Origin of the sequence: Methylobacterium sp. E-046, from assembly GCF_022829625.1 — a bacterium.
GTDB lineage: Bacteria > Pseudomonadota > Alphaproteobacteria > Rhizobiales > Beijerinckiaceae > Methylobacterium > Methylobacterium longum.
Window position 1 is genome coordinate 1 of record NZ_JAKSYP010000267.1, and the last position, 409, is coordinate 409.

Consider the following 409-nt stretch of genomic DNA (forward strand, 5'->3'; position numbering starts at 1 on the left):
CCTCAGTGAGGCTGACGGCACGCCATTCACCGTCGATCTTCACCTCGCAGGCCTGCGGCTTAGGCTTCGTCATATCTGCGAGGTGCAATAGGCTGAGCGAGCCCACCCCATGTTGAGCAGCGGTCGTGCCGGCCTCGCGCAAATTGGCGGGTGTCGGATGTTCAGCGGGCATGTCAGTTCGACGAGAGCGGTTGCAGCCGCGTAGACCGAACCGGCACAGCTACTAGCAGCCGAGCCTTATCGACGAGCAAGGCCGTGGCGATCTCGAACAGCGCGATGTGCTCGATCTCGGCGATGCCGTCGTGATCAGCCACATCGGTCGCCACGAGGAACACGCCCTCGCGCTGCTCTGCGGGCCGACCGGCAATCGCCGCAACCCGACGCAGGTTGTCCGCTCGCCCGGCCCGGG

Annotated in this window: 1 pseudogene; it reads right to left on the bottom strand. The window is 65.5% G+C overall.

Going from position 1 to position 409, the window contains the following annotated elements:
- Positions 1 to 173: 173 nt before the first annotated feature.
- A pseudogene (locus tag MKK82_RS28880) lies at positions 174 to 409 on the bottom strand (hypothetical protein); the annotation flags it as partial.